The following is a 16,026-nucleotide window of genomic DNA, read 5'->3' on the forward strand; positions in this document are numbered from 1 at the left end:
GTGAGCTTAGGCCGACCTAAATGCTCTGTGACCCCCTTGCGCCGCGGCCGGGAACCGTTCGCGCCTTCACTGGCAGGGCGTTCAGGTGCACGTCCCGCAGGGCGCCGTCGTCCGCCGTGGCGGTCAGGAAGGTGCAGGCCGGCCGGCGCCGCCGATCCGTCGGGGAGCCCGGGTTGAGCAGGCGGAGACCCGCCGGAGAGACGGTGTCCCAGGGGATGTGGCTGTGCCCGAAGACGAGCACGTCCGCGCCCGGATGGGCGGCGTCGGCGCGGATCTCGCGGCCGGTCGCCGCTCCGGTCTCGTGGACCACGCGGACGTCGAGGCCGGCGATGCGGGCGCGCGCGACCTCGGGCAGGCGGGCGCGCAGCGGCTCCGGATCGTTGTTGCCCCACACGGCCAGCAGGAGCGCCGCCCGCTCCTCCAGCGCGTCCAGCGTCGCCTCGTCGACCCAGTCGCCCGCGTGCACGACCAGGTCGGCCTCGTCGACCGCGCGCCACACCTCGTCCGGGAGGGCCTTCGCCCGCTTCGGGAGGTGCGTGTCGGCGAGCAGGAGGAGGCGGACCGGACCGTCGATCTCCGGCGGAGCGCCGTCGGGGCCGGGCTGGAGCAGGGGCATCAGCGGGCGGGGCCGGGCGTCGGCTCCACTCCGCCGTCGGCGCCGGGCTCGGTCGCGGTGCCGGAGCTGCGGAGGCGGGCGTCGAGCGCCTCGAGGTCGGCCGCGAACCAGAGGTGGTCGCCGCGGTTCGACTCGACGACGAAGGCCTGCAGCGCGCTCGACTCCGCCACCGGTCCGCTGACGTCGCCGAGGATCACCAGCCGCTTGCCGTACGACACGGACTTCTGCACGAACTCCCCGGCGATCCCGGAGCGCAGGCGGAGGAACTCGGGGTCCAGCCGGCCCACGGGCACCACGATCGTCTCCACGTCGCTCCCGTAGGTCTCGCCGATCAGTGCGATCGCATCGTCCGGGGTCGAGAGCGCGGCCCCGTCGTCGTCGACGAGCAGGAGGGGGACGCCCTGGCGGGTCTCGGTTCTCATCGGCCCAGCCAATCACGTCGGCCGGGGAGAGGCGAGCGGCGCCGTCCGGACCTCCGCTCGGGGCGTCCACTCCCGGGCCGGCCGCGCTCGCGGGGACACACCGATCAGGCGTGCGGACGGGCTGCCCGCGCCGCCGCTACGAGCCCGGCAGCTCGACGCGGCGCTGGAAGCCCACGTGCGAGTCGACGAAGCCCAGGCGCAGGGAGAAGCGGTGGGCGTCGGTGCGGGCGGCGTCCGAAGTCAGCTGGACGAGCGGCGTGCGGAGCTCGATCGCAGCGACGTCCAGCACCCAGCGCATCAGGGCCGTGCCGATCCCCGCCGACCGCTCGGCGCTCGCCACCCGGACCGCTTCGACGAGCAGACGGGAGCTGCCGCGGCGCGCCATTCCGGGGATCACGGTCAGCTGCAGCGTGCCCACCACGGCTCCGGCGCCGTCCACCGCGACCACGAGGTCGTTGCCCGGGTCCTGCGCGATGCTCCGGAAGGCGGACTCGTAGGCGGCCTCGTCCTCCTCGGAGGCGACGTCTCCGCGCCCGGCGCTGATCGGGTCGTCGGAGAGGAGCCGGACGAGCGCGGGGAGGTCGTCGAGGACCGCCCGCCGGAGGAGGAGGCTCCTCTCCTCGGGGCCGGCGTCGCGGGGGAGGGTCAGGTCGGCGATCATCCCCTCATCCTCCCGCTGCTCCACTCCGGGTGCAGCCGTTCGGACGCCGGCAGCACGCGGCTGAGAGCGGTCGGCGGATCCTGGTGGCCGGTCCGCACGTCCACGCGGCGCACTCCGCAGTCGACGCAGCGGATGTACACGACGGCGCCCTCGCTGGTCCGGTGCGCCGACTCGGTCGTCCAGCCGTGCTCGTGCGGATCCACGGCGGGCGCCGTGCCGGGACGAGGGGAGGGGGAGGAGGTGAGCATGAGGCCACTGTGCTGTCATGGTCTTATGCAGCTCAACCCTTACGGCGAGTACGCGGTCCTGCTCGCCGCCTCCCTCGCGAACGACTGGCCGTCCGACCGCGAGGGCATCGAGGCGCGAACGCGCGAGTTCGGCATGACGATGGCCTTCGAGTCCGGCCCGGACGACCACGCCAGAACACGCGACGTGATCGACGAGTGGCTGGACGTGGTCGACGCGCCGACTCCGAGCGACCGGGCGACGTCGCTGAACCGCCAGATGGCCGCGATCGCCGCGTACCCGCGCCTGACCGACCACGACGACGAGGGCTGGCACCTGCACTACCGCGACCAGGACCAGTCGCTGGCGCACGTCCTCCACGCCGTCATCGCGGTGGGCACGGCGCTGCACCTGACGACCCGGGGGATGAGCCGCCTCCTGCGGTGCGAGGCCGGTCGGGCGCCGGGAGACCACTGCAGGAACGTCGTCGTCGACGTGACGCGGAACGGCCGGCAGCGGTACTGCTCCGTCCGCTGCGCGAACCGGGCCGCGGTCCGGCGGCACCGCCTGCGCCACGCGGAGTGACCCCCCGGCTATTCGCACCGCCTGCGCCACGCGGAAGGACCTTCCCGGCCCTGTCGCACCGCCTGCGCCACGCGGAGCCGCTCCGTCACTCCGCCGCGTCGCCGCCCGGCTTCATCCAGAACGGGGAGTAGTGGTACCCGTCGAGGTCGTCGAACTGGCGCTGGTACATGAACGGGTAGTCGTCGGTGTCGCCGATCCGGCCGCCCGCGGCGGCGGCCCGCTCGACGAGCTCGTCGACGGCCTCACGGCTGTCGAGGTCGAACGAGACGGTCACCTTCGAGGGGGTGCCGGGGGCGCCGATCAGCTCCTCGGTGGCGCCGACGCTCTCGTACATCGCGCGGCTCGCGAGCATGACCGACGTGTCGGAGCCGATCGCGAAGCAGGACACGTCCTCGCGGGACATCTCGGCGTCCAGCGTCCAGCCGAGCGCGGTGTAGAAGGCGGTGGCGCGCTCGACGTCGTCGACCGGGCAGCTGATGAAGAGGCTCATGCGCTCACCCTCGCGATCCGCGGGCGGGCCGTCAAGAGCGCCGGGAGGCGACGTCGGACGGCCCGGCGGGACTCAGCGGAACGAGCGCAGCCGCAGGCTGTTCAGCACCACGAAGACGCTCGAGAACGCCATCGCGGCGCCGGCGACCAGCGGCCCGAGGAGTCCGGCCATCGCGAGCGGGATCGCGGCCACGTTGTAGGCGAAGGCCCAGAAGAGGTTGCCCCGGATGACCGCGAGGGTGCGGCGCCCGAGGCGCAGGGCGTCGGGCACCCGGCCGAGGTCGTCGCCGACGAGCGTGATGTCGCTCGCCTCGATCGCCGCGTCCGATCCGGCGCCCATCGCGATCCCCACGTCGGCGGCGGCCAGCGCTGCGGCGTCGTTCACGCCGTCGCCGACGAAGGCGACGTGCCGGCCCTCCGCCCGCAGCCGCTCGATCACGGCGAGCTTCTCCTCCGGCAGCACCTCGGCGACGACCTCGTCGATGCCGACGGCCGAGGCGACGGCCTGTGCCGCACGCGGGTTGTCGCCGGTCAGCACCAGGACCCGGAGGCCCCGCTCGCGCAGGGCGCGGACGGTGCAGGACGCCTCCGGCCTCGGCTCGTCGCGGAGGACCGCGAAGCCGCGCAGCGCTCCCTCCCAGCCGACGCCGACCACGGTGCCGCCCTCGGCGGTCGCGCGCTCGGCGCGCTCGGCGAGAGCGCCCGGCGCGAAGCCCCACTGCTCCTCCAGCCAGCGCAGCCGGCCGGCGACGACCAGGCGGCCCTCGACCCGGGCACGCACGCCGAACCCGGTGCTGGAGCGGAACCCGGTCGCCTCGGGGACGTCGAGGTGCGCGGCCCCGGCCACGATCGCCGCGGCGAGCGGATGCTCCGACCCGCGCTCGACGGCGGCGAGCATCCGCAGACTCTCGTCGTCGCTGGACTCGACGACCTGGAAGGCGCCGGTGGTGAGCGTGCCGGTCTTGTCGAGCACGACGGTGTCGATGCGGCGCCCGGCCTCGAGCACCTCCGGCCCGCGGAGGAGGATCCCGAGCTGAGATCCGCGGCCGGTGCCGACGAGGACGGCGGTCGGGGTGGCCAGGCCCAGCGCGCACGGGCACGCGACGACGAGGACGGCGACGGCGGGCGAGACGGCGGCGGCGAGGTCGGCGCCGGCGATCAGCCAGCCGGCGAGGGTGGCCAGAGCGAGCACCACCACGACCGGCACGAAGACGGAGGAGACGCGGTCGGCGAGCCGCTGGACGCGCGCCTTGCCGGCCTGGGCGTCCGAGACGAGGCGGCCCATCCGCGCGAGCGTGGTCGCGGAGCCGACGCGGTCGACGCGGACGGTGAGCAGGCCGTGCGCGTTGAGCACTCCGCCGGTCACGGTAGAGCCGGGGCCGACCTCGACCGGCACGCTCTCGCCGGTGAGCATGCTCGCGTCGATCGCGCTCGAGCCCTCGAGCACGGTGCCGTCGGCGGCGACGGTCTCGCCGGGGCGCACGCGGAGGACATCGCCGACGGCGAGCGAGGACGCGGGCACGCGCTCCTCCTGTCCGTCGGCGGCGACGCGCACGGCGTCCTTCGCGCCGAGGCGGAGGAGCGCCCGGAGCGCCGCACCGGCGTCGCGCTTCGACCGCGCCTCCAGGTAGCGGCCGGCCAGCACGAGGACGGGGACGGCGGCGGCGACCTCGAGGTAGATCTCGTCGTGGCCGGAGCGGCTGCCCAGCAGCTCGAAGGGCATGCTCATGCCGGGCCGCCCGGCGTCGCCGAGGAACAGAGCCCAGACCGACCAGGCGAAGGAGGCGCTGACGCCCAGGCTGATCAGGGTGTCCATGGTGGTCGAGCCGTGCCGCAGCGCCCGCCAGGCGTTGCGGTGGAAGGGGAGCGCGCCCCAGACCGCGACCGGTGAGGCGAGGGCGAGGGCGAGCCACTGCCAGTTCGCGAACTGCAGCGGCGGGATCATCGAGAGCAGGACCACCGGCACGGCGAGCAGGGCGGAGACGCGGAGCCGGGTGCGCAGGGCGCGCCGCTCGCGGTCGTCGTCGCTCTGCTCCTCCTGCTCCTCCTGCTCCTCCGCGGGAGCCGCGTCGCCGGTGGAGGGGACCGTCGCGCGGTAGCCCGCGGCCTCGACGGCGGCGATCGCGTCGGCCGGAGTCGTGCCGGGCGGGAGGGTCAGCGTCGCGCGCTCGAGGGCGAGGTTGACGGTCGCGTGGACGCCGGGGAGCGCGTCGAGGCGCTTCTCGACCCGCGCGACGCAGGAGGCGCAGGTCATCCCTCCGATGGCGAGCTCGAGCGGGGTGCCGGTGGTCTCGGGCATCTCAGCTCAGGGGAGCGAGGCGGTAGCCCGCGTCGGCGACGGCGGCGGCGATCTCCTCGCGGCCGAGCGGCCGGGAGGAGCCGACCGTGACGGTCGAGACCCCGTCGGGGGCGAGCGACACGTCGACCGCCGAGACCTCGGGGTAGGCGGCGAGCTCCTCGGTGACGCTGCGGACGCAGTGCTCGCACGTCATGCCCGCGACGCCGAAGCTCTGCACGGACGCGGCCGACAGGGAGCCCTGCGCCGCGTGGCCGGAGTCGGAGCGGTCAGCGCCTCCGTGGCCGCCGCACGCGCAGGCGCCGCCTCCGCCGCAGCCGCAGCCTCCCGTCGATCCGCTCGCGGTCAGGCCGAGGTCGATCCTGGTGCTCATGGGTCCTCCTGTGTCGTGCGTCCGGTCCGATCCGATCGATCGGCCCGGTGGGCGTCCGGTCGGCACGCCCGTCACGGCATACCCCCGGGGGGTACTCCATCGTAAGCCCGCCGGGCGCTCTCGGCAAGGCGGGAGGGCGGAGGAGGGATGATCTCAGGGGCGGCTCGGAGCCGCGCGAGGAGGGAGGGGCGCATGGATCCCGCATCGACGCCGCACTGGGGCGAGCCCCCGCCGCGCACGCCGCCGACGGTCCCGCTGCCCCCGCGCACGCGGTTCGAGCCGACCGCGCTGCTCGCCGCGCCCCTGCCCGCCCCGGCCGCCGTCCGGGCCCGGGTCCGCCAGGCCGCCCCGGAGCGGCAGCGCCGGCTGGCGGCGCTCGCCGCGGTCACCGAGGGGTTCGCCGTCCTGCGCACTCCCGAGCTCGACCGGGCGCTGCGCCGGATCGCGGCACCCGCCTCCGCCGCTCCGGCCGCCGCCGCCGCGGTGCTCGCCGTCGGCCGCGACGGACTCGAGCTCGCCGCCGAGCACGCGGACGCCCTGCGCATCGCCGGATGGGACCGGATCGTCTCGGTGGGCGTCGGCACCTCGCCCTCGGGAGCCCACCGGGTCCGTGCGCTGGTCCTGGCGGTCCTCGCCCCGCCCGCCTCCGCCGTCCTCCGAGCGGCCAGGCGGCGCCCGCGCACCGTCCTCGTGCCCCTGGTCGTCGCCGCACCGGCGGCCCTCGGCTGGCGCGTGGCCGACGACCGCACGTTCCTCCTCGCTCTCGACCGCCTCCAGCGCGCCCTCGAGGAGCGTGCCCGGTGAGGGTGCGGCTCCGCTTCGCGATCGCGGCCGTCGCCGTGCTCGGCCTGGGCCTGGCGCTGCGGTTCGTGCTGACGGGGCTGCTCGCGGACCTCGCCGGCGGAGTGGCCTACGTCGTGCTGGTGGCGCTGCTGATCGCGGTGCTCCTGCCCCGCATCCCGGGCGTGACGGCTGCCGGGATCGCGCTGGCCTGGTCGATCGCGATGGAGCAGCTGCAGGCGATCGGAGTCGCGTCGCGCCTGGTCGAGCTGTGGGCGCCGCTCCGCCTCGTCGTCGGCACCACCTTCTCCTGGCTCGACATCGCCGCCTACGTCGTCGGCGCGGTCGTCGCTGCGGCCGTGCACCTCGCCGTCGCCCCGCGCGAGAGTCCCGCGTGACGCGCGCCTCCGCCCCCGCGCCCCTGATTAGGGTGAAGCCATGAGCGAGCCGGCACTTTCCGAGACGACGGCCCCGAGGGCCTCGGCCCCGCACGACCACCGCCGCGACCGGCGCATCCCCGAGCCGGTCGACCGGTTCGCCACCGGCGAGGAGTACCCCGAGTACCGCGTCGACCTCGAGCGGATCCGCTTCTCGCCGTACTTCGCCCGCCTCTCCGCGGTGACCCAGGTCATCTCGCCCTCGGGCGTCGGGCAGGTCGTGCACAATCGGCTCACGCACTCGATCAAGGTCACCGCGGTCGCTCGGGCGATCGCGATGCAGCTGACCACGACCGATCCCGCTCAGCGCGAGCTGGTCGAGCGGCTCGGCGGCTGCGACCCGGTGGTCGTGCAGGCCGCGGCCAGCGCGCACGACCTCGGCCACCCTCCGTTCGGCCACCTCGGCGAGCAGGCGCTCGACCGCCTCGCGCGCGAGCGGCTGGGGCTCGCGGAGGGCTTCGAGGGCAACGCGCAGTCGTTCCGGATCCTCTCCGAGCTCGACGTCTGCGAGACGGTGGAGGTGGGGCTGAACCTCACCGCCGCCTCCCGTGCAGCCGTGCTCAAGTACCCGTGGGGGCGGACGGTCCACCGCCCCGGCATCGACTCCGCCGACCCGACCGAGCTGCCCCGCGGCTCGACCGCCAGCCGCTGGGAGACCGCGCCGCCGAAGTTCTCGGCGTACACCCTCGACCTCGACGACCTGCTCGACGCCCGCTCCGGCTTCGCCGCGATCGCCCCCTGGCAGCAGACCCTCGAGTGCTCGGTGATGGACGTCGCCGACGACATCGCCTACTCGCTGCACGACCTCGACGACTTCTACCGCGCAGGAGTGCTGCAGCAGGCGGCCGTCGCGGTGGAGTTCCGCGCGTTCCTCCGCGAGCAGAACGCCCTCGCCTCCCTCGACGCGGAGGAGCTGTGGGCGCGGGCTCCCGGGCACTCGCTCGAGATGCTCCGCCGGAGGCTCGTAGCCCGCGACCCGTGGATCGCGAGCGACGAGCACTTCCGCGCCTCCGTCGAGCGGGTGTCGACCGAGCTGGTCGAGGGGCTCCTCGCGCTCCCGTTCGACGGATCGACGCGCACCGAGCGCGCGATCGAGTCCTTCGTCTCCTCCTGGATCGGCCGCCTGCAGCGCTCCGTGGTGGTGCTCGCCGAGCCGAACGTCCGCTCGGGCCACCTCTCGCTGCTCCCGGACGCCTGGCACGACGTGGCCGTGCTGAAGTTCGTGCACACCCGCTTCGTGATCGACCGGCCCGACTTCGCCACCTACCAGCGCGGTCAGTCCCAGGTGCTCGAGACGCTGGTGACCCACCTCGACGCCTGGCTCGAGGACCCCCGCGACGGCTCGCGGGCTCCGCAGAAGCTGCTCGACCTGATCGAGCTCGCGACCGACGGCTACTTCCGCCTCCGCGCCGACCACCCCGACTGGCTCCCGGCCGACGAGCGCGGCCGGCCGACCTCCGACCCGGCGGCGCTGCAGCGGCTCGGCCGGGGACGCGGTGTGGTCGACTACGTCGCGACCCTGACGGACGAGCAGGCGATGGCGCTCGCCGCCCGCCTCCGCGGCGATCGCGAGCCGTGGGCGATGGGGACCTGACGCCCGGCGGGTGGGTTGACACCGCGCGTCGCGTATGGCCTCAGCAGCTCCTCGCCCGTCGTTCCGGGGGAGGAGCCTCGGCCCGGCCGCCGAGGACGCGTTCCGCGACCATCCAGCCGGCGTTCAGGAAGCGCTGCCTGAACGACAGCGTAAAATCACGGAGGCACATGCCAGGATCGACAACTCGACAGGGAGTTCCGTTGGACGGAAACGCAACGACCACGCACCGCAACGTCGCACTGCTGTCCGTCGCGACGACGCTGGCTCCGCGCGTGACCACGTCGGCCGAGATCGAGGCGCGGCTCGCCCCGGCGCTCAAGCGCCTCCGGCTCCCCACCGGGCTCCTCCAGCGCGTCGCCGGCGTGCACGAGCGCCGCAACTGGGGTTCCGAGCAGGGCTTCGACGGAGCGGCGATCGAGGCGGGCAAGCGGGCCCTCGCCGAGGCCGGCGTCCGCGCCGACCAGATCGGCCTGATCATCAACACCTCGGTGACCCGCAAGCACCTCGAGCCCTCGGTCGCCGTGCGCCTGCACCACGGGCTCGGCCTGCCCTCGTCGGCCATCAACTTCGACATCGCGAACGCGTGCCTCGGCTTCGTGAACGGCATGACCCTCGCCGCGCAGCTGATCGACTCCGGCCAGATCCGCTACGCGCTCATCATCGACGGCGAGGACGCCGACGAGATCCAGGTCAACACGATCGAGCGCCTCAGCCGCGACGGCGTGAAGCGCAAGGACTTCATGAGCGAGTTCGCGAGCCTGACGCTCGGCTCCGGCGCCGCTGCGGCCGTCCTCGGCCCGGCCGACGAGCACCCCAAGGGCCACCGCATCCTCGGCGGGATCACCCGTGCGGCGACGCAGTTCAACGAGCTCTGCGTCGGCAGCGTCGACGGCATGTTCACGGACGCGAAGGCGCTGCTCAAGGGCGGCATGGAGCTCGTGCTCTCGGCGTGGAAGGAGGCCACCCGCGACTGGAACTGGAGCGGGATGGACCGCTACATCACGCACCAGGTGTCGGACGTGCACACCGACGCCCTGGTGAAGGCCGTCGGCATCGACCGCAGCCGCGTCCCCACGACCTACCCCACCCTCGGCAACGTCGGCCCGGCGTCGATCCCGATCACCCTGGCCCAGGAGGCCGAGACCCTGCAGCCCGGCAACCGGGTGCTGCTCATCGGAGTGGGCTCGGGCATCAACACCGCGATGCTCGAGATCGCCTGGTGACCGCGCCCCACCCGGCCGAGCGGATCCGCGGAGCGCTCGGCTCCACGGCCGCGGCGATGCTCCCCCCGGCCGGGCTCGACGGGCTCGATCCCGCGTGGTCGCGCCTGGTCGACGCTCCGGACGCCCAGGGCGTCCCGCGCCGCTGGCACCTGCTCGACACGGGCGAGGCCCTCGGCACGGAGCCGGTCGGCACCGTCCTCTGCGTGCACGGCAACCCCACCTGGTCCTACCTCTGGCGCCGCCTCGCCGCCGCCACCCTCGAGTCCGCCCGCCGCGGGGGGCCCGCCTGGCGGGTGGTCGCCGTCGACCAGCTCGAGATGGGCTTCTCCGAGCGCACCGGCGCCCTGCACACGCTCGCCGACCGCGTGCGCGAGCTCTCGAACCTCACCGACGTGCTCGGGCTCGACGACGTGGTCACCCTCGGCCACGACTGGGGCGGAGTCGTCTCGCTGGGCTGGGCGGTCGACCACCCTCAGCAGCTGCGCGCCGCGATGCTCCTGAACACCGCGATCCACCAGAGCGCCGACGAGCCGATCCCGGCCCCGCTCCGGCTCGCCCTCGCCTCGGGCGTGCTCGGCGCCTCCACGGTCGGCACGCCGGCCTTCCTCGAGACGACCCTCGCGCTGGGGCGTCCGGCGCTGCCCACCGCGGTGAAGGAGGGGTACCGCGCGCCCTACCGGTCCGCGTCGCGCCGCGGCGGAGTGGGCGGCTTCGTCGCCGACATCCCGGTCGACTCCGCGCACCCGAGCGACCCGGAGCTGCAGCGCATCGCCCAGGGCGTCAGCACCCTGACGACGCCGGCCCTGATGCTCTGGGGCCCGCTGGACCCGATCTTCTCCGACCGCTACCTCGACGACCTCGTCGACCGCCTGCCCCACGCGCAGGTCCACCGCTACGAGGGAGCGGGCCACCTCGTGGCCGAGGACGTCGACTACGCCTCCGCCGTCCTCGCCTGGCTGGGCGACCTCTCCGACGGCGACGAGCCCTTCGGCGGCGACCCGGCCCCGGACATCCGCCGCCCGACCGCGCCGGTCGAGCCGCTGTGGGCGCACCTCGACCGCAACGCGCAGGACGGCTCGCTCGCCCTGGTCGAGATGGCGCCTCCCGGGGGCGGCGGCCCCCGCTCGGTCTCGTGGCGCCTGCTCTCGCAGCGGGTCCGCGAGCTCGCCGCCGGGCTGCGGGCCTCGGGCGTCTCCGCGGGCGACCGCGTCTCGCTCCTCGTGCCGCCCGGCGCCGACCTGACGGCGGTGCTCTACGCGTGCCTGCGGATCGGAGCCGTCGTCGTCGTCGCCGACGCGGGCCTGGGCCTGCGCGGTCTCACCCGCGCGGTCCGCGGCGCCTGGCCGGATCTCGTGGTCGGCGCCCTGCCCGGCCTCACCGTCGCGCGGGCCCTCCGCTGGCCCGGCGGTCGGGTGTCGACGCAGACCCTGCCCCGCGCCTCCGCCGCCGCTCTCGGCGTGGACACCTCGCTCGGGCAGCTCGTGGAGCTCGGCCGCGCCGAGCTGGCGGCCGACCCGGAGGCGCTGGGCGAGCCGCCCGCCGCCGACGCCGTGGCAGCGATCCTCTTCACCTCCGGCTCGACCGGCCCCGCCAAGGGCGTCGTCTACACGCACCGTCAACTCGCGGGCGTCCGCGACGCGCTCGCCCGCCAGTACGGGATCGGACCGGGCACCGGGCTCGTCGCGGGCTTCGCGCCGTTCGCCCTGCTCGGTCCCGCGCTGGGCACGCGCTCCGCCACTCCGGACATGGACGTCACCGCGCCCCGGACGCTCACCGCGTCCGCCGTCGCCGCGGCCGCCGCCCGGGTCGACGCGACCGTGCTGTTCCTGTCGCCGGCCGCGCTGGCCAACGTCGTGGCCACCGCCGGCGCGCTCGACGCCGACGACCACCGCGCCCTCGCCGGCGTGCGCACGTTCCTCTCGGCCGGCGCCCCCGTCTCGGCGGGACTGCTCGGCGAGGCGCAGGCGCTCATGCCGAACGCCTCCGCCCGCACCCCCTACGGCATGACCGAGGGGCTGCTGCTCACCGACGCGTCGCTGGAGGGCATCCGCGAGGCCGCCTCCGACGACGATCCGCGCGGAGGCGTCTGCGTGGGCGTGCCCGCCGCGGGCGTCCGACTGCGGATCGCCCCGCTCGACGCCGACGGCCGCGCCGCGGACGAGCCGGAGGAGATCGTCGGCGCGACCGGCGAGATCGTCGTCTCGGCCGGTCACGTCGAGGACCACTACGAGCGCCTCTGGCTGACCGACCGCGCCGCCCGCATCGGCGCCGTCCCGGGCGAGCGCTGGCACCGCACCGGGGACGTCGGGCGGATCGACTCCGCCGGCCGCCTCTGGGTCGAGGGCCGGATGCCGCACGTCGTCGTCACACCCGACGGCGTGGTCACGCCGGTCGGACCGGAGCAGCGGATCGAGGCGCGCGTCGCCTCGGTCGCCCGCGCCGCGATCGTCGGAGCCGGTCCGCGCGGAGTCGCGCAGCTGGTCGCCGTGGTCGAGCTGCGCTCGGGCGCGCGCCGCGTGGTGCTGGCCGAGGAGGCCCTCGCCGCCGAGGTGCGCGCGGCCGTCGGCCGGCCCGTCGCCGCGGTGCTCGTCGTCCCGGCGCTGCCCACTGACATCCGCCACAACTCCAAGATCGACCGGGCCGCGCTCTCGCGCTGGGCCGAGGGCGTGCTCGCCGGCGGCCGGATGGTGGCGCCGTGAGGGTCCTGGTCACCGGCGCGAGCGGCCTGCTCGGCGGCGCGGTGGCCGCGGGACTCGTCGCGCAGGGGCACGAGGTCCGCACCTTCCAGCGCCGGCCCTGCGGGGTCGCGGGCGTCGAGGAGGCACGGGGCTCCCTGACCGATCCGCGGGCGGTCGAGGCGGCGGTCGAGGCGGCTGAGGGCGTCGTGCACCTCGCCGCGAAGGTCTCGCTCGCCGGCGATCCGGGCGACTTCGACCGCGTGAACGTCGACGGCACCCGGCGCCTGCTCGCCGCCGCCGCCCGCGCCGGGGTGAGCCGCTTCGTCCAGATCTCGTCGCCCTCCGTCGCCCACTCCGGCTCCTCGATCACCGGCGACGACGCCGAGCCCGCCGATCCGGATCGCGCCCGCGGCGACTACGCCCGCACCAAGGCCCGCGCCGAGCTGCTGGCCCTCGCGGCCGACGCCCCCGGGTTCGCGGTGGTCGCCGTGCGCCCGCACCTGGTCTGGGGTCCGGGCGACACCCAGCTCGTCGCCCGCATCGTCGAGCGGGCGCGCGCCGGCCGACTGCCGCTCCTCGGGCACGGCCAGGCGCTGATCGACTCCACCTACATCGACAACGCCGCCTCGGCGATCGTCGCCGCTCTCGGGCGGGCGGAGGACGTGCACGGCCGCTCCTACGTCGTCACCAACGGCGAGCCGCGCCCGGTCGCCGAGCTGCTCGCCGGGATCTGCCGCGCCTCGGGCGTCGAGCCGCCGCGCTGGTCCGTCCCCGCCTCCGTCGCCCGCGCCGCGGGCTCGCTCGTCGAGCGCGTCTGGGCCGTGCGGCCCGGTGCCGACGAGCCGCCGATGACCCGATTCCTCGCCGAGCAGCTCTCGACCGCGCACTGGTTCGACCAGCGCCGCACGCGCGCCGATCTGCAGTGGAGCCCGTCGGTCACCCTCGACGAGGGTCTGGCCCGTCTGTCCGCCGCCCGCTGAGGCGCCGGCACCGGAGACGACAGAACGGACGGGACCCCGTCGCCGAGGCGAGGGGGTCCCGTCCGTCCGGGGGCTCCCGCGGCGGAGCGCGGGAGGGGAGCCGAGGTCAGTCGGCGAGGATGAGGTACAGCGCGCGACGGGTCTCGTCGAGCTTGGCGGAGGCGGCGGCGCGCTGCGCCTCGGTCGCTCCGCGGAACTGCTGCACGACGCCCATCAGCTTGCCGACGTTCTCCATGAAGGCGCGGTCGGCGTCGCTCGCGCCGGGAGTGGCCTCCCAGGCCGTGTCGAGCTCGTCGGCGTGCTCGCGCACATAGGTGCCGCCCGCGTCCGTGAGCTGGTACTCGGTGCCGCGGCCCTCGCCGACGGCCGTGATGAGGCCCTCGTCGACGAGCTGCTGGAGGGTGGGGTAGACGGAGCCGGGGCTGGGGCGCCACGATCCGTTCGTCTTCTCGGCGATGGCCTTGATCAGGCCGTAGCCGTTCGAGGACTTCTCGGAGAGGAGGGAGAGGAGGGCCGCGCGGACGTCACCGCGTCGGGCGCGTCCTCCGCCGCGGCCGAAGGGGCCGCCGAAGCCGGGGCCGAAGCCCGGGCCGAAGCCGAAGCCGGGCCCGAAGCCGCGGCCGTGACCGCCGGGTCCGCGGCGCTGTCCGCGGCCGGGGTGCTCGTGGCGGGTGGAGTGGTCGCCGTCGCGGGAGTCGCGGCGGTCGTCGGAGAAGAAGGTCCTGGAGTTCATGGGTGTGCTGCTCTCTGTCGTGAGGGGATCCCTTTCGATCGGATCCGGTCGCCCGTCGGGAGCGGCTGCTTCCGATCTGTCGGCGATGTAGTAACGATATATCGGTGATGGATCGGATGTCAACACCCGGTTTCCCCGTAGCCTGGGAGCTCCCCGTCGATCGAGAGGTCCCGCATGCCGCTGCCCGACTCCGAGCTCGAGGCGTACCTCGACTCCTCCCTCCTCGCCGGGGACGTCCTCACCGGCCGCGCGAGCAACCTCGGCAACCTCCGCCGGCTCGCCGCCCGGGAGCCCGCGCACCTCTACGGGGTGGACGTGGCCGAGCACTGGACGCTCGAGAGCCTGCTCGCCCTGATGGGAGAGCGCGTGGGGATCAGCACCGACCCCTCCTTCGAGAGCGGGCAGGACCGGATCGACGCCCGCCTGACGGTCGCGGGGCTCGCGCGCTACCGCGACCGGTTCGCCGCCGCCGTCCGCGAGGGGGCGCTGCTCCTGTTCGCGACCGCGCACCCCGCGACCCTGATGGACGTCTACCGCCGCTTCGCCGCCGCCGCGGCCGAGCGGGGCGCCCGCGTGATCGACGTGAACGGGCTCCCGTTCGCCGCCCCCGACGGCATCCGCGTCCCTCTCGCGGACGAGCACCAGGCCCTGTGGTGCACCGGCGGGGTCACCTGCGTCTACCGCGGCGGAGGGCTGCAGCACACGCACTCGCCGGAGCCGATGGACGCGCTGCTCGACCGCCTCGACGAGCTCGGCATCCGCCCGGACCTGGTCGTCGCCGACCACGGCTTCGCGGGCGCGGCCGGTCGGCGCGGGCTGCCGGTGATCGCGATCGCCGACTGCAACGACCCGGCGGTCTTCGTCGCCGAGGCTCAGGGCTCGATCGAGGTGGTCGTCCCGATCGACGACGGGCTGGCCGTCCACCTCTACGAGCCGGTGATCGACTTCGTCCTCCGCGCCCTCTGAGCCCGCGCGCACCTGACGGCTCGTAGAATCTCCTTCGGCTCGTCGCGATCCCGGATCCGACGGGCCGACCGCTCTCCCGAGTCCCCGCACTCGCCACCACTGCAGACGGAGCATCCGTGACCCAGCCCCACGACGGCCTCCTCCCGCGCTTCGCCGTCGGCGTCGACATCGGGGGGACGTCGATCAAGGCGTCCCTCGTCGACGTCACCACCGGCGAGCGGGCGGCCCGGCGCTTCGCGGTCGCGAACCCGCTGGGCAAGGAGCCCGAGGACTTCGCCGAGGCGATCGCCGGAATCGTCCGCGACGTCTCGCCGATCGCGGGCACGTCCGTGGGCGTCGGCTTCCCCGGGATCGTCCGCGGCGGCGTCGTCCGCCAGACCACCCACGTCTCGCAGCGCTGGGTCGGGCTCGACGCGCAGGCCCTCCTCTCGGAGGCCACCGGGGTCGACGTCGTCGTCGTCAACGACGCGGACGCGGCGGGGGTCGCCGAGCGCGAGTTCGGCGCGATGCGCGGCCGCGAGGGCCTCCTCCTGCTGACCACCCTCGGCACCGGCATCGGGACGGCGCTCGTCCACGAGGGCGTGGTGATCCCCAACTCCGAGCTCGGGCACCTGCACATCGACGGTCCCGACTTCGAGCCGCAGGTCGGCTTCTCGGCCGTCCGCCGCGAGGGCATCACCCTCGAGGAGTGGGCGGGGCGCCTCAGCGTCTACTACCGGCACCTCGAGATGCTGCTCTCGCCGCAGCTGTTCGTGATCGGCGGCGCGGCGGCGCACGTCTTCGACGAGTTCGCCCGCTTCCTCGACATCGGCACCGAGATCGTCCCCGCCCGCTTCGGCAACGACGCCGGCTTCACGGGCGCCGCCATGGTCGCCGTCTCGCCCGACCGCCTCGCGCCCTGGTACCGCTCCACCCGCGGCGCCCGCCTCGACCCCGGAGCCCCCGCCATCGCCGATTGACCCCCGTCG

17 protein-coding genes are annotated in these 16,026 nt (G+C 75.0%); 9 read left to right on the top strand and 8 right to left on the bottom strand.

Features of this window, described 5'->3' with window-relative positions; all coding sequences use genetic code 11:
• Positions 1-16 precede the first annotated feature (16 nt).
• The 4 genes from C5D44_RS04435 to C5D44_RS04450 all read right to left on the bottom strand — a co-directional run bounded on the left by C5D44_RS04435 (position 17) and on the right by C5D44_RS04450 (position 1,947).
• A complete protein-coding gene (locus C5D44_RS04435) occupies positions 17-616 on the bottom strand; it encodes a metallophosphoesterase (protein ID WP_104276610.1) in 600 nt (199 codons plus the stop codon).
• Positions 616-1,038: a DUF4180 domain-containing protein gene (locus C5D44_RS04440; protein WP_104276611.1), complete on the bottom strand. Its 423-nt coding sequence runs from the start codon at positions 1,036-1,038 to the stop codon at positions 616-618. Before C5D44_RS04440 ends, C5D44_RS04435 begins: the two co-directional genes overlap by 1 nt.
• Before the next feature lie 136 nt (positions 1,039-1,174).
• A complete protein-coding gene (locus C5D44_RS04445) occupies positions 1,175-1,699 on the bottom strand; it encodes a GNAT family N-acetyltransferase (protein WP_104280965.1) in 525 nt (174 codons plus the stop codon).
• Entirely contained in the window at positions 1,696-1,947 is a 252-nt protein-coding gene (locus tag C5D44_RS04450) for a hypothetical protein (RefSeq protein ID WP_104276613.1), read from the bottom strand. Before C5D44_RS04450 ends, C5D44_RS04445 begins: the two co-directional genes overlap by 4 nt.
• Before the next feature lie 25 nt (positions 1,948-1,972).
• Between C5D44_RS04450 and C5D44_RS04455 the strand changes: the two genes are divergently transcribed.
• Positions 1,973-2,509: a CGNR zinc finger domain-containing protein gene (locus C5D44_RS04455; RefSeq protein WP_104280966.1), complete on the top strand. Its 537-nt coding sequence runs from the start codon at positions 1,973-1,975 to the stop codon at positions 2,507-2,509.
• 85 nt (positions 2,510-2,594) lie between these two features.
• Here C5D44_RS04455 and C5D44_RS04460 read toward each other — a convergent pair whose 3' ends face one another.
• From C5D44_RS04460 to C5D44_RS18380, 3 genes are all read right to left on the bottom strand, one after another.
• Positions 2,595-2,999 carry a VOC family protein gene (locus tag C5D44_RS04460; protein ID WP_104280967.1) on the bottom strand — a complete coding sequence of 135 codons (405 nt, stop codon included), beginning with the start codon at positions 2,997-2,999 and terminating at the stop codon, positions 2,595-2,597.
• Between the two features lie 72 nt (positions 3,000-3,071).
• Complete coding sequence (locus C5D44_RS04465; protein ID WP_104280968.1) at positions 3,072-5,297, bottom strand: cation-translocating P-type ATPase; 2,226 nt, start codon at positions 5,295-5,297, stop codon at positions 3,072-3,074.
• A 1-nt stretch (position 5,298) separates the two neighbouring features.
• Positions 5,299-5,667: a heavy-metal-associated domain-containing protein gene (locus tag C5D44_RS18380; protein ID WP_104276617.1), complete on the bottom strand. Its 369-nt coding sequence runs from the start codon at positions 5,665-5,667 to the stop codon at positions 5,299-5,301.
• Between the two features lie 192 nt (positions 5,668-5,859).
• Between C5D44_RS18380 and C5D44_RS17890 the strand changes: the two genes are divergently transcribed.
• The 6 genes from C5D44_RS17890 to C5D44_RS04495 all read left to right on the top strand — a co-directional run bounded on the left by C5D44_RS17890 (position 5,860) and on the right by C5D44_RS04495 (position 13,359).
• Positions 5,860-6,471, top strand: a complete 612-nt coding sequence (locus C5D44_RS17890) for a hypothetical protein (RefSeq protein WP_181110018.1) — start codon at positions 5,860-5,862, stop codon at positions 6,469-6,471.
• Entirely contained in the window at positions 6,468-6,845 is a 378-nt protein-coding gene (locus C5D44_RS17895) for a DUF2809 domain-containing protein (protein WP_181110020.1), read from the top strand. Before C5D44_RS17890 ends, C5D44_RS17895 begins: the two co-directional genes overlap by 4 nt.
• 40 nt (positions 6,846-6,885) lie before the next feature.
• Complete coding sequence (locus tag C5D44_RS04480; RefSeq protein ID WP_104276619.1) at positions 6,886-8,478, top strand: deoxyguanosinetriphosphate triphosphohydrolase family protein; 1,593 nt, start codon at positions 6,886-6,888, stop codon at positions 8,476-8,478.
• Positions 8,479-8,645: 167 nt separating this feature from the next.
• The gene (locus tag C5D44_RS04485; RefSeq protein WP_104276620.1) at positions 8,646-9,701 is read left to right on the top strand and encodes a 3-oxoacyl-ACP synthase III; all 1,056 of its coding nucleotides are present in this window, start codon (positions 8,646-8,648) and stop codon (positions 9,699-9,701) included.
• 56 nt (positions 9,702-9,757) lie between these two features.
• Positions 9,758-12,400: an alpha/beta fold hydrolase gene (locus tag C5D44_RS04490; protein WP_104281007.1), complete on the top strand. Its 2,643-nt coding sequence runs from the start codon at positions 9,758-9,760 to the stop codon at positions 12,398-12,400.
• A complete protein-coding gene (locus tag C5D44_RS04495; RefSeq protein ID WP_104280969.1) occupies positions 12,397-13,359 on the top strand; it encodes an NAD(P)-dependent oxidoreductase in 963 nt (320 codons plus the stop codon). Before C5D44_RS04490 ends, C5D44_RS04495 begins: the two co-directional genes overlap by 4 nt.
• A gap of 106 nt (positions 13,360-13,465) precedes the next feature.
• Here the strand turns inward: C5D44_RS04495 and C5D44_RS04500 are convergent, their stop codons facing one another.
• Positions 13,466-14,092, bottom strand: coding sequence for a PadR family transcriptional regulator (locus tag C5D44_RS04500; protein WP_104280970.1), 627 nt, complete (start codon positions 14,090-14,092; stop codon positions 13,466-13,468).
• 174 nt (positions 14,093-14,266) lie between these two features.
• On the opposite strand from C5D44_RS04500, the gene C5D44_RS04505 reads away from it, so the two are divergent.
• Entirely contained in the window at positions 14,267-15,058 is a 792-nt protein-coding gene (locus tag C5D44_RS04505; protein WP_104280971.1) for a phosphatase, read from the top strand.
• 116 nt (positions 15,059-15,174) lie between these two features.
• Positions 15,175-16,017, top strand: coding sequence for an ROK family protein (locus tag C5D44_RS04510; RefSeq protein WP_258067878.1), 843 nt, complete (start codon positions 15,175-15,177; stop codon positions 16,015-16,017).
• Positions 16,018-16,026: the final 9 nt, after the last annotated feature.

This window comes from Rathayibacter sp. AY1B5 (assembly GCF_002932795.1).
Classification (GTDB): Bacteria; Actinomycetota; Actinomycetes; order Actinomycetales; family Microbacteriaceae; genus Rathayibacter.

What these genes read in the sequence shown, in the direction of transcription:
- C5D44_RS04435 (WP_104276610.1), bottom strand. Translation starts at nt 616, where the DNA reads ATGCCCCTGCTCCAGCCCGGCCCCGACGGCGCTCCGCCGGAGATCGAC.
- C5D44_RS04440 (WP_104276611.1), bottom strand. Translation starts at nt 1,038, where the DNA reads ATGAGAACCGAGACCCGCCAGGGCGTCCCCCTCCTGCTCGTCGACGAC.
- C5D44_RS04445 (WP_104280965.1), bottom strand. Translation starts at nt 1,699, where the DNA reads ATGATCGCCGACCTGACCCTCCCCCGCGACGCCGGCCCCGAGGAGAGG.
- C5D44_RS04450 (WP_104276613.1), bottom strand. Translation starts at nt 1,947, where the DNA reads ATGCTCACCTCCTCCCCCTCCCCTCGTCCCGGCACGGCGCCCGCCGTG.
- C5D44_RS04455 (WP_104280966.1), top strand. Translation starts at nt 1,973, where the DNA reads ATGCAGCTCAACCCTTACGGCGAGTACGCGGTCCTGCTCGCCGCCTCC.
- C5D44_RS04460 (WP_104280967.1), bottom strand. Translation starts at nt 2,999, where the DNA reads ATGAGCCTCTTCATCAGCTGCCCGGTCGACGACGTCGAGCGCGCCACC.
- C5D44_RS04465 (WP_104280968.1), bottom strand. Translation starts at nt 5,297, where the DNA reads ATGCCCGAGACCACCGGCACCCCGCTCGAGCTCGCCATCGGAGGGATG.
- C5D44_RS18380 (WP_104276617.1), bottom strand. Translation starts at nt 5,667, where the DNA reads ATGAGCACCAGGATCGACCTCGGCCTGACCGCGAGCGGATCGACGGGA.
- C5D44_RS17890 (WP_181110018.1), top strand. Translation starts at nt 5,860, where the DNA reads ATGGATCCCGCATCGACGCCGCACTGGGGCGAGCCCCCGCCGCGCACG.
- C5D44_RS04480 (WP_104276619.1), top strand. Translation starts at nt 6,886, where the DNA reads ATGAGCGAGCCGGCACTTTCCGAGACGACGGCCCCGAGGGCCTCGGCC.
- C5D44_RS04485 (WP_104276620.1), top strand. Translation starts at nt 8,646, where the DNA reads ATGCCAGGATCGACAACTCGACAGGGAGTTCCGTTGGACGGAAACGCA.
- C5D44_RS04490 (WP_104281007.1), top strand. Translation starts at nt 9,758, where the DNA reads ATGCTCCCCCCGGCCGGGCTCGACGGGCTCGATCCCGCGTGGTCGCGC.
- C5D44_RS04500 (WP_104280970.1), bottom strand. Translation starts at nt 14,092, where the DNA reads ATGAACTCCAGGACCTTCTTCTCCGACGACCGCCGCGACTCCCGCGAC.
- C5D44_RS04505 (WP_104280971.1), top strand. Translation starts at nt 14,267, where the DNA reads ATGCCGCTGCCCGACTCCGAGCTCGAGGCGTACCTCGACTCCTCCCTC.